Genomic DNA, 12,040 nt, shown 5'->3' with positions numbered 1-12,040 from the left:
TTTCTATATGTCTAATAATAGAATGTAAATCTTAACTTTCACTATACATAAATCTTAAGAATTTCTTAACCTTTTACTTAATGTTTTAACCTTTTATGAAAAAAAGTAGTCTTTCCGTAAAGAAAGACTACGACTGTTTTTTCAATTTAGATCAACATAATGGATTTAAATAATAAATGAAAACTCTTGTGCTGTGATATTCCTTGAAACTTTAGTAAGGATCAAAAGACAGCAAGCATTTCTCATTTACACTTAATTATCATTAAATGGTCCATCAAACTACTTTATTAGAATTCTTATTTGATTTTCTCCTGTTCTCTCTAGAACCCGATAACCGGAATCACTGATTGTTGCGATCCCTTCATCATTTGGATAGCAATATCCATTTATTTCACATGTTCCATCATCTCGAACAAGTAACTTTCCTATTAAACCAACAGAAATCCATTCTGGACGTTCACTTCTTGGAATATATTGTTGGGTTACATCATAATCAGGATTTATTACTTTCTCTTTCATTGTATAGCTCGGTTGAATGATTTCCCCCATTTTATTCAATTGTGCAGGTACTGTCACTTCATGATAAATTGGTCTTTCCCATTCATCTGTTCTAAATAATTTCTTCCATCTTAGGAAAGCACTATCTGCTACGATAGCTGGCATAGAACTAACAACCCCTACAATATAATCATCGGAAGATTTAGCTCTCCTAACTTTTGTTCCATCAACGGTCACAAAATAACCAACATCAATTGGCTGCCCATCGATTGTTTCAAACATTTCAGCAAAGTCTGCTGCAGAACCTGCATCAACAGCACCGTCGAGGTATAAATTCCCAGTCGCACCTTCAATGACTGCTGAATTTAATGTCGGACCTACCGCTAAACCATTCGCTAAATGCCATGACCAAGGGAACCTCGTTTCTCCATTTTGGCCCATAATATGTGATCCTACGTGAGTATCTGAAACCACTGTATTTATTCCTTCAGTATGTGAATAACTTGCTAGTGCTTGAGTTGATTCACCTTCAGCATGAGAGGCCGTTCCTGATGCAACATTTAGACGCCCTTCAGCATGCGAAGCTAATCCGCTTGCCTCATTTCCATACCCTTGCGCATGTGAACTATTGCCACTTGCTGTATTTGGATTAGGTAGATTATTTAAATCTGTACCACCCTCTGCATGAGAAGCAAAGCCACTTGCTGTATTTCCTACTCCTTCGGCATGCGCTGCGTATTCGCTTGCAGTTGTTTGATATCCTTCGGCATGTGAGTAAGAAACATCAGCAGTTGTTTCACCACCTTCGGCATGTGAAGCGAATCCTTCAGCTACTGACCTAACACCTTCGGCATGAGCACCAAAACCACTCGAAATGGTAAAATTCCCTTCGGCATGCGAAGCATAACCATTTGCGATTGAATCAAAGCCTTCGGCATGAGAATGTGCACCATTCGCTTCTGTATCTGAACCTTCGGCATGAGAAGAAGAACCTGTTGCTTGTGTTAAATATCCTTCGGCATGATCATATAAATTTGTGGCAGCTGTAAGCCCACCCTCTGCATGGGTCGCATCCGATGAAGCAGTAGTAGAATATCCTTCAGCATGAGAAGCTGTTCCTGATGCTGTCGATAAATATCCTTCCACATGCGCAGCAAAACCGGAAGCTGTAGTAGAGTATCCTTCAGCATGGGTAGTAAGAGCTTCTGAAATTGTATTATATCCTTCGCTATGGGAATATAGACCTGAAGCTACAGTTTGACCACCTTCGGCATGTGATGTATTTCCGCTCGCAATAGTTTGATAACCCTCGGCGTGGGAGTACGTATTGCTAGCAAGGGTTTGGGCACCTTCTGAGTGACTACCATACCCACTTGCTTCCGTACTAAAACCTTCAGCGTGTGCTGCCTCTTCACTTGCTGTTGTATTTGCTCCCTCAGCATGTGAGGCGTAACCACTCGAAACTGTTTCGCCACCCTCTGCATGTGAGGAATCTCCGGACGCATTTGTCGCATATCCCTCGGCATGGGATGCACTTCCAGATGACGTCGTCTCATTACCCTCACTATGAGAAGAAGGACCTGATGCAATAGTTAGGTTTCCTTCAGCATGCGAAGCTTCTCCAGAAGCAGTAGTATCTCTTCCTTCACTATGGGATGCATCTCCATCGGCAGTTGTCGAACTTCCTTCAGAGTGAGAAGAACTGCCATTCGCTGTTGAATTAATTCCTTCGGCATGTGCACCAACCCCCAAAGAAGTTGTACTAATCCCTTCAGCATGTGAGCCATATCCTTCAGCAAGCGTCTCAATACCTTCGGCATGTGCACCATCTCCTAGTGTAGTCGTACTTACTCCTTCACTATGAGAAGCGTTCCCTTCTGCTGTTGTTGAAAATCCTTCAGAGTGAGCCATATCCCCAATACTAATTGATTGAAATCCCTCCGCATGGGAAGCACTCCCAATCGCATTCGTAGAATTTCCCTCTGAATGAGAACTTTCTCCTAAAGCTGTAGTAGAATAACCTTCTGCATGTGAAGCAATTCCCACTGCATCGGAAAGAGATCCTTCGGCATGAGCAGCCTCTCCAATTGCATTTGTCGCATTCCCCTCGCTATGAGAAGCGGCTCCAGTTGCATTCGTCCTTTCTCCTTCAGCATGAGCAGTTGCTCCACTTGCTAATGAATTAAATCCTTCACTATGAGAAGCATCACCTTCTGCAGTAGTAGAATTTCCTATGGCATGGGAAGCTTCTCCAGTCGCATTTGTGCTATAGCCACTAGCATCAGCACATTGACCTATCACATTACGGTTACATTCTGCCAATTTTTTCACATCCTTATAATAAAAATATTTTATAAGGATAGTGTATGAATACATTCACAATACGCTTGTACTATTCAACAAAAATCTAATATGAGTAATTGGAGATACAAAAGGAATAAAATAATCACCACTGGAAATAGTAACCACTAAGGAGGTATCTTATGTTATCTTGGATTTACGAACATATAATAAATACCGTGTATTTTGTATTTGCTATTTTAGGCGTAACTGTGCTAGGATGGGTTATTTTGTTCATTTATTGTATCAGAACCGATCGTAAACAATCAGATTCAAAGAATCAAGATACGAGTAAAGATTAACTTTTTTTCTTATTGTTTGTTTGATTTCTTTTATCTTGTTTTAATTGGAGATAATCAGACATTATACTGAAAACCGATAAGAAAATTCCGATCCATAAGATCGGGTTGTAAAAATCCAGCCCGACTGTTGAACGACCACCACTTAGATTTAGAAGAATAATGAGTCCAACAATATACGATGTAACGATTATTTTTCCTTTAGGACTTATCTTACCTCTCAGCCCTTTAAAGAACATACTCGCAATAATAAATACAACCATTAAGGCGATAAATACATTTACGGACAAAAATGCTAATGAAGGAAAATAATCTCCTATTAAGAATAAGGTTAGAACGATAAGCGGTGCAATTTGAACTAATCTCTCAATATTCATATTTCTTCTATCCTCGCTGTCAAAATTTGATGTTTTTTATCAATTATGTATATTATAAATCATTTTCTTGCCTGATGTCTGTAATCAATTAGAATATCCCGCATAATAAGTACGTAATAAATTTTTTATAGACAAACGCATGTCCAAATCGAATTTCATTACATACAATATATGAATTCATATCTTTTTATGAACCAGTAACTATTTTATATCTTTCCTTCAGTACTTTTTTATGCTTAAACGAATATTAACTTGGAGGTGAAACATTTTTATGCCACTAATACAATACATCGCTCCTCCTAATGCGTTAAACTCAAATCCGATTGTATATATTGAAGACATGCTTCCACTTACACTCCAACCATTAACACTAGCTGGATATCAGTTTACAGGCTGGTTTACTATGAATGGGAACGAAATAACGATTATTCCACAAGGAAGCACGGAGGATTTAACACTTGTAGCATATTTAATTCCTAGCATTGAACCAATTCCAGTCATTCCAGTCATTCCGGTTCGACCAAATCATTCTCTTTAGATATTCTTTATCTAAGCCAATTATTAAAAGAGCATTCATTCTTAATAATCGAATGAATGCTTTGTTTTTGTAAAATTATACTAATTTTGTTTACTTCCCATAATTTCTCTTTCTAACCTTCTACCTGTTGGAGTTGCTGCTAAACCACCTTCAGCTGTTTCACGTAATGCAGAAGGCATCGATTGTCCAATACGGAACATTGCGTCAATGACTTCATCACAAGGGATTCGACTCGTAATGCCTGCTAATGCCATATCTGCTGAAGTCATAGCATTGGATGCACCCATTGCATTTCTCTTTACACAAGGAACCTCAACTAAGCCCGCAACTGGATCACACACTAAGCCGAGCATATTCTTTAAAGTTATCGCCATCGCTTCAGCTGATTGCTGTGGAGAACCACCTGCCATTTCAACAATCGCTGCTGCAGCCATTCCACTTGCAGAGCCAACCTCTGCCTGGCATCCACCAGCCGCTCCAGAAATTGAAGCATTATTGGCTACTACAAATCCAAATGCGGCAGAAGTAAATAAAAACAGTATCATTTCTTCTCGTGATGGATTTAGAACATCTTTTACTGCAAATAAGGTTCCTGGAACAACTCCAGCAGAGCCAGCTGTTGGTGTTGCGCAAATCGTTCCCATTGCAGCATTCACTTCGTTCGTAGCAACTGCCTTACTGACTGCATCTAACAAAGTATACCCTGATAAAGCACGCCCGGATTTTAAATAATTTTGTAATTTGACCGCATCACCGCCAGTTAATCCAGATACGGAAGTAACTCCATTTAGTCCACGTTCAACCGCCTGCTCCATCACTTGTAAATTGCGTTCCATTTGTTCCATGATTTGCTCTCGTGTTCGACCAGTTACTTCAATTTCTTGACGAATCATAATCTCTGCAATCTTAACATTTTCTTTTTCGGCAAGCTGAACTAGTTCAGCAACGTTTTTAAATAACATGTTTGCTCTCCTCCAATTGGTGTTAGTCTATCATCCGAATCACTTGGGTTACGTTTGGAAGTTTCTCTACTTCAGATAGCAAATCATCTTCTAATTTTTGATCAACCTCTATGACCATTAGAGCCATTTTCCCTTTATCTTTTCTTGAAACTTCCATATGTCCAATATTGATTTCGTGCTTTGCTAATATTTGCGTTACATTTGAAATGACCCCGAATTGGTCATTATGAACAACTAAAATCGCAGGATGTTCACCAGACAATTTTAATTTAAATGAATTTAATTCTGTAATTTCGATCGTTCCTCCACCAATAGAAATTCCAACTAGTTCTAAGTCTTTTCCATCTTCATCAAAGAGCTGAACCTTAACTGTATTTGGGTGTTCAGGAACTGCATTCTCAATATGAAAGCTTACTTCAATTCCTAATTGATCTGCCAAATTAAGTGCCTCAGGGATTCTTTCATCAAATGTATCAAAATCTAGTATTCCACCTACCAATGCTACATCAGTACCGTGGCCTTTGTATGTTTTAGCAAATGAACCATATAAATACAGCTTTACTTGCTTAGGTTGCTTCCCAAACAATGTTCGTGCTACTCGACCAATTCTAGCAGCACCAGCTGTATGTGAACTTGATGGTCCAATCATAACAGGACCAATAATATCAAATGCAGATCTATATTTCATTGTATAATCCCCTTCCTTGTAAACAAATGTTAATGACTAGCCTTGTACAATGGTTTCCTCTTGTGTTTTAATTTTCTGCAAATAATTGTAGATCGTAAATTTTGAGACTCCTAGAATCGATGCAACATAATCGGTAGAGCCTTTAATTAGAAACGTACCCTTCTCTTCTAATTGCTTAACACATTCTACTTTTTCATCAAGTGACATTTGAGAAGGTGCTTTTTTATAAGAATCTAATACTTGTTGAACCATCTCTTCCGCAATTTCTTGTACAGAAGTAAAAAAGGTCTCAGACCGTGCATCATGTTCATCAAACTGAATAAAGTGTTCTAATGCACCATTAAATTGAAGCATCATACTTATGTCATAATTGATACATAAAGCCCCAATTACTCGATCACTTTCATTGCGTATAAAAACAGTTGATGATTTCATCACCCTACCATTTTTTGTCTGTGTTTTATAATTTGCTAAATCATCAATCTGTTCTTCAGATTTAGCTAGCTCATTTAATACTAAGTCTGTAATTGGTGAACCGATTTCTCTTCCTGTCACGTTTCCAGCAATATGAATCAATGACGCTTTTAAGTTTGAGAAATCATGTACGGCAACCTCACAGCTTGGACCAAACATCTTAACTAATACGTCTGCTGTTCGAATTGCTTGATCAAACTGTATTTTGTTCGTCTTCTCCAATAAGATCACCTCTATATCATTGAAAGCCCTTTCTATTTTATCAACAAAAAAAGATACTCTCCATGCCCTTCTAAGATTGATGCCTTTTCACGACTTCAACAAATGGACGTTACTTCCTGTGGGATGTATGAGCATTAATTCAAATTTTTTTTTAATAGATACAAAAAAATTGTAAGCTTTTTTCTTATATTCGTCAATTAAGTACATAATGATAATCATTGTATTATTAATTAAAAGTCTAATCATTCATATTGATAAGCTAATATCATTGGCAAATGCTCGCACACTTTGTTCTATTCTGTTATTCATTTGACTGCACATCTTACCTGACAATCTCACTGATGAATCCACATAAAAAAATGTAGACAAAGTCGATAAACGACTTTGTCTACATTCACGACCTTTAACTGACTATGGTAAAACTGGTGCCGCTACGCGGACATAACTGATTTGAGAAATTTGCATAAGCGCTTCTCGATTTTCAACTTCATACCCAGAACCCTGCTCAATTAACTGAAGGTAATCAGGACCAACTTCTGTTAATAAGCCTCGGTAGAAATCAACATTTGTATAGACTTCAATTACTTGTCCACGAGACGCAGCTAGTTGCTCAAGTAAAAAATCTCTAAACATGTTTCTCCCTCCTTAGTAAAATTCTCGAATGCCTTGGACACTCGAAAACGGAATTAATGCAAATGTTGCACCTTCATTAATGACAAGATAATCTGAACGAACAACACCTAAAGTACCTATCACACTTCCTCCAGGAGTATTAACTTCTACTTGTTGACCAATAAAAGAACAGATTTCACTTACAAGTGTTGTAGTATTGCTAGCACATGGACCACAATCTACTAGAGAAGCTACCCCTGATGCGCATTTGTGTCCTGGTTTGCACTCACATTTTTTATGATTTTCGCATTTGTCTTTCTTGTGCGAAGTACATTCAATCAGTGAATCTACAAAACTTTGAACACAACAAAGCCCTAAAGTTTTTGGTAATTTAACAATATTTGCTAATGCCATTTCCTATTATCTCCCTTCTTTGCTTTTCTCCTTTTTAGTTTATGTATTCTATTTAGATAAGCTTGGACGAGTCTCCTATGCCAAATGCCCTTTTTTAAACTCTTTACTGATATGAAAAAGCACAACTATCTGCTTTTATTGGAATAGTATATGAAGAGGTGTTGATGATGGAAAAGAAAATACTGCTTGTAGTCGATCATTTTGGAACAAATGGAACTGTTACTCATGTAATCACTCTTGCAAAGCAATTAAGAAAGATAGGTTTCCACCCAGTTTTACTTGGAAGAAACGGTTCGTTAGTTAATCAAATCCAAAAGGATAATCTAAACTATTATCTTATGGACATCCCGAAAAAATTTGCAAAGCTCGAACAAAAGGACAATCACTTAATTCAACAAATCGAGGAAATTCTTATTAAAGAAAACATTAAACTCATTCACGGACACCAAGTAATTTCAAGTTATATCATTGCACAAATCGCACAGTCCGCATCGATTCCCTTTGCCTATACAGTCCATGGGTTGTATGCAAGGGAAAAAGAATTACAAACCGTATTAAGCTATTGTCAGTCTATTATTGCAGTGAGCCCTTTTGTATACGATCAACTTGTTCATAAGTATCATGACCGCCTTACGTTGGTGCTAAACGGTATTAACATTTCTTCTGACAACAAAGAACGTATTAAAGCCCCACTATCTATTTCTATTCCGAATGAAGCTTATGTGATCCTATATGCAAGTCGATTAGAGTGGATAAAAGGACGTATTTGTCAAGAATTAATCAAGGCAATACAAAGAATAAAAAAGCCATTTCCTGTTTTTTTACTTATCGCTGGAGAAGGAAATCGGCTTCCATATTTAAAGCAATTTGAAAGTGATACGATTCATTGCATTGGCCAACAGACAGACCTTGAACCTTTATATAAGCGAGCAAACCTTGTTGTTGGCACGGGAAGAACAGCATTAGAAGCGATTTCCTATAAAGTACCTGTCATTGCAATAGGAAATAAAGGGTTTTTAGGTGCAATTGACGAAATGAACTGGGAACAATCTGTTTACTGTCATTTTGGGGATCATTGCGGGAAAGCGAATTTTTCATTTCAAACAATAATGGCTGAACTAAATAAACTTATTGATGGAGATATTGATGTTGATTCACAAGTTTTGCATGATAAATTAATGAATGACTTTGATGTAGCTATAAACACAATGAAAATATCAGCAATTTATACGAAGATAACTACTTTTTGAACCAATAACTCATCTTATTATTTAGTTTCCTTATCCTTAGAAGGAAGACAACGTCGATTTTCGACATTGTCTTCCTGTTTTTTTGAGGACTTGTTAATAACGTGAGAAACACTTAGACTGTATTGAAAAACGCTTGTTAGACACCGGAATAGAACAAACTGCTCAAGAGGTGACTTGATTCCAAGCAACGACGTATGCATGAATTTGTCGGGAAGTTTGAAAGGAATATCCCAATGTGAGACATTCCTTTTTAACAACTTTGTTCTACATAACATTGTAAGAAGCTTGATAAACATAGACATTTAGAAAACCAGTTTTTAAAACATTGATTCACAATAAAATCCAAACCCTAAAAACCAAAGATAAGCAAAATTAGTTTCAACTTCTTTTATTGTTTGTCGCATCCTTGCCGAGAACTCTGAGGGAGACTCCTCTTTATTTAAAAGATCCGGAACTTAAATCCTTACTATCATAAATAGGAAGGCTCAGGCTGGAGACAAAATATAAAATTAGTTTGCCTACGGTTTTTTTGTTTAAAATTGAAGGAAAGATGTTGATTATCGCTTAAGGAGAAAGCTTTCCGCGGGCATGGCGTGAGCCGCATCGTCGCCTTCAGTCTCACTTGCTACGCTTTCCCGCAGGACAAGGAATACGTCAGCAGCAATGCATCGCACGCAGAAAATGCAGGTCATTTTCAAGGAGTCCTCGCCTTTCGCTCTACTCCACCAAATTTATACTTAATTTTGAGGTGAAGAAGCTTAGTATAGATGAACTTGTTCCTATGGATCATTTAGCTCGGAAACAGTATACTGCGATTGAAAAGAGATTATTATACTATTTCAAAACTGAAGATAAGGCATAGGTAATTGACCTATGCCTGTTTTTTCCTCTACAATAACTACTTTAGTCAATACAATTAAAAAAGAATATATCTCCTTATTGCGTTATAAAGGAGTGTTTACCTCTTACTATTTCGGATTTAGAGCTTAAATTTTTGAACTTGCTCATTCAACGTTTCTGCTAGTTTTGATAATTCTTCAGAGCTTCTTGCTACTTCATCCATTGAGCTACTAGTTTGCTCGGTAGATGCAGCCGTTTCTTCAACTCCTGCGACGGTTTCCTCTGAAACTGCAGTAATACCTTCAATTACCTCATTCATCTTTTGATTTTGAACTGTCATATCTGATAGGTTTGTTGTGATCGTTTCAATGTTTTGAACCATTTGTTTAATCGATTGATTAATAACTGTGAATGATTCACCTGTTGATTGGATTTGATTTGTTCCCTTTTCTACCTCGTGATAACCAACTTGTAAGGATTCGGCAACTGCTGTTGATTCAAGCTGAATATTCGATACAATGCTTGTAATATCTGTGATTGAAGCACTTACTTGTTCTGCTAGTTTTCTAACCTCATCAGCCACAACGGCAAACCCTTTTCCATGCTCTCCTGCACGAGCTGCTTCAATCGCTGCATTTAATGCAAGGAGATTTGTTTGCTCTGCTATCGTATTGATGACGGCAACTAGCTTAGAGATTTCCTGAGTTTGTGAATCTAATCCTTTTACTTTTTGTACAGCATCTTTCACGATTTGATCAATGACAGTCATTTGTTGAACAGATTTCTCCATTAATTGACCACCATTTTCGGTAACACCAAGTACTTCGGTAGAAAACTTAGAAACAATCTCTCCATTTTTATTCGCTTCTCCAATTTTTGCTGAAAAAGCTTCCATTGAAGAAGTTAAATTCATTGCACTATTAGCCTGCAACTCTGCTCCTAAGGTTAATTCCTGCATTGTATTTGCCACTTGCTCTGTCCCATTTTTCACTTCATTTGCTGCTTGAGTTAGTTCTTCACTACGGTTGTTTACAGTCTCAGAGACTCCAGCCGTTTGACTAATAATTGTTCGTAAATTTGTCACCATCGTATTTGTCGCTTGAGCTAGCTTACCAACTTCATCGCTACCATCATATTTAATCAAAGATACATCAAGATTTCCATCCGCAACTTGCCTACTAATGTCTACCACTCTGTTTAAATGCTTTGATACCATCCGACTTATTAAGAAAACTAAGACCCCACCTATAATAATCGATAAGCTCATTGCAGTGAATAGTATGATTGATGCAACATCCTTACTCCGCATTGCATCCATAATAACATCCACTTGTTTTTCCTTAATTTCAGGCATTAATAGCATGACGTGTCCATTGCTTTGCTCTATTAATCCATATCCTTCTTCTAAATAGCCCATCGCTGCTTCAGAATCATTTGAGTTTACAGCTTTTTCAATGTCATAAATTAAGTTTGATATATCATTATTTAGCGTTTTTACTTGATCAATCATAGCTATTTCTTCCTCTGTAGCCGTTCCTTCCATGCCCTCTCTTAACGCGTCTGTTAGAATATTAAAATACTCATCCCTTCCTTCATACTCCTCTAGGTATTGTGGGTTTCCTTCATAAGCATAAAGCACAAATCTAATAAATTTATCCCGTGACAGTGAACCGATTTCCGCGATTTGCTGTACTCGGTCTCCACCTGCCTCTACTCTTTTAATTTGTTCACCGATGCTTTGAATTTGTATTGTTACAACGAACGTTGAAATCCCAAATAATACAAAGACAAATATAAATGCAATTCCATACTTCCATCCGATTTTAACATTTCTTAAACTTAACTTTTTCATTCGAAAATCTCCTTATAGTATATTAACTCCTAACTCCCAGTATCCAAAGTCTTACCTCATGATCGACCAAATAAGGATATTACGCCAGGGAGATAAGTATGTTACTTGATTTCTACAAATCAAACCTTCACAAAATTTATGTATTCAAATTCAACTGGTTTATGAAAATGAAGAGTTTTATAACTAAAAATATTACAGATGATCAAATTAGTGCAAAATCCTCCTAATAAATATCAGTGACTCGTAAGTGAGAAATGAATTTTCTAAAAACGAATTTCATTTCAATTCCAAGAAAAATAATATGTAACACTTATTAACATAAAGAAAGTTAGTATTTTTTAGTACAATAATATAAATTAGTTACTTATATGTGCTGACATAAGTTCCTCCAATCTTAATTTCTGAAGCTGCAATTAGACAAATTTTGACACAATGTCCAAGAAATTTTAACATAGTGAAAATATAGCAACAAACATCAGATCTACAAATTTTGTCTATTAAACAACTTTCATTTATAGTCTGTTTTATGAACTGATAAAAAATAGACAAAAAGGAGCAACATGTCTAAAGCTATTGAAGTGTTTCGAACGAATGAAATGTTAATTGGTACGTTACCGAGAAAGTTGCTGTTACAAAAACTTGAAAAACAGCTATGAAAATAAATCAAGCAACCT

10 protein-coding genes are annotated in these 12,040 nt (G+C 36.8%); 2 read left to right on the top strand and 8 right to left on the bottom strand.

Going from position 1 to position 12,040, the window contains the following annotated elements:
• Positions 1-279: 279 nt before the first annotated feature.
• Both AC6F34_RS00790 and AC6F34_RS00785 read right to left on the bottom strand, forming a co-directional pair.
• Positions 280-2,820, bottom strand: a complete 2,541-nt coding sequence (locus tag AC6F34_RS00790) for a peptidase G2 autoproteolytic cleavage domain-containing protein (RefSeq protein WP_500767987.1) — start codon at positions 2,818-2,820, stop codon at positions 280-282.
• A gap of 316 nt (positions 2,821-3,136) precedes the next feature.
• Positions 3,137-3,514, bottom strand: a complete 378-nt coding sequence (locus AC6F34_RS00785) for a hypothetical protein (RefSeq protein ID WP_500767985.1) — start codon at positions 3,512-3,514, stop codon at positions 3,137-3,139.
• Between the two features lie 271 nt (positions 3,515-3,785).
• Here AC6F34_RS00785 and AC6F34_RS00780 point away from each other — a divergent pair, with 271 nt between their 5' ends.
• Positions 3,786-4,052 (top strand): hypothetical protein, encoded by a 267-nt coding sequence (locus AC6F34_RS00780; protein ID WP_500767983.1) that lies wholly within the window; start codon positions 3,786-3,788, stop codon positions 4,050-4,052.
• Positions 4,053-4,132: 80 nt separating this feature from the next.
• On the opposite strand, the gene sdaAA is transcribed toward AC6F34_RS00780, so the two are convergent.
• The 5 genes from sdaAA to AC6F34_RS00755 form a co-directional block, all read right to left on the bottom strand.
• Positions 4,133-5,014 carry an L-serine ammonia-lyase, iron-sulfur-dependent, subunit alpha gene (gene sdaAA, locus AC6F34_RS00775; RefSeq protein WP_500767981.1) on the bottom strand — a complete coding sequence of 294 codons (882 nt, stop codon included), beginning with the start codon at positions 5,012-5,014 and terminating at the stop codon, positions 4,133-4,135.
• Between the two features lie 22 nt (positions 5,015-5,036).
• Positions 5,037-5,702, bottom strand: coding sequence for an L-serine ammonia-lyase, iron-sulfur-dependent subunit beta (gene sdaAB, locus AC6F34_RS00770; protein WP_500767979.1), 666 nt, complete (start codon positions 5,700-5,702; stop codon positions 5,037-5,039).
• Positions 5,703-5,738: 36 nt separating this feature from the next.
• On the bottom strand, positions 5,739-6,398 hold the full coding sequence (locus tag AC6F34_RS00765) for a helix-turn-helix transcriptional regulator (protein WP_500767977.1): 660 nt from the start codon (positions 6,396-6,398) through the stop codon (positions 5,739-5,741).
• 411 nt (positions 6,399-6,809) lie between these two features.
• Positions 6,810-7,031: a hypothetical protein gene (locus AC6F34_RS00760; protein WP_500767975.1), complete on the bottom strand. Its 222-nt coding sequence runs from the start codon at positions 7,029-7,031 to the stop codon at positions 6,810-6,812.
• Positions 7,032-7,043: 12 nt separating this feature from the next.
• Positions 7,044-7,424, bottom strand: a complete 381-nt coding sequence (locus AC6F34_RS00755; protein WP_500767973.1) for a DUF2642 domain-containing protein — start codon at positions 7,422-7,424, stop codon at positions 7,044-7,046.
• Positions 7,425-7,591: 167 nt separating this feature from the next.
• Between AC6F34_RS00755 and AC6F34_RS00750 the strand changes: the two genes are divergently transcribed.
• On the top strand, positions 7,592-8,674 hold the full coding sequence (locus AC6F34_RS00750; protein ID WP_500767971.1) for a glycosyltransferase: 1,083 nt from the start codon (positions 7,592-7,594) through the stop codon (positions 8,672-8,674).
• Positions 8,675-9,653: 979 nt separating this feature from the next.
• On the opposite strand, the gene AC6F34_RS00745 is transcribed toward AC6F34_RS00750, so the two are convergent.
• Complete coding sequence (locus AC6F34_RS00745; protein WP_500767969.1) at positions 9,654-11,366, bottom strand: methyl-accepting chemotaxis protein; 1,713 nt, start codon at positions 11,364-11,366, stop codon at positions 9,654-9,656.
• Between the last annotated feature and the right edge of the window lie 674 nt (positions 11,367-12,040).

This window comes from Niallia sp. CD-39 (assembly GCF_059874745.1).
The sequence above is the reverse complement of the archived record's forward strand: the minus strand, read 5'-3'. Positions and strand labels throughout refer to the sequence as shown.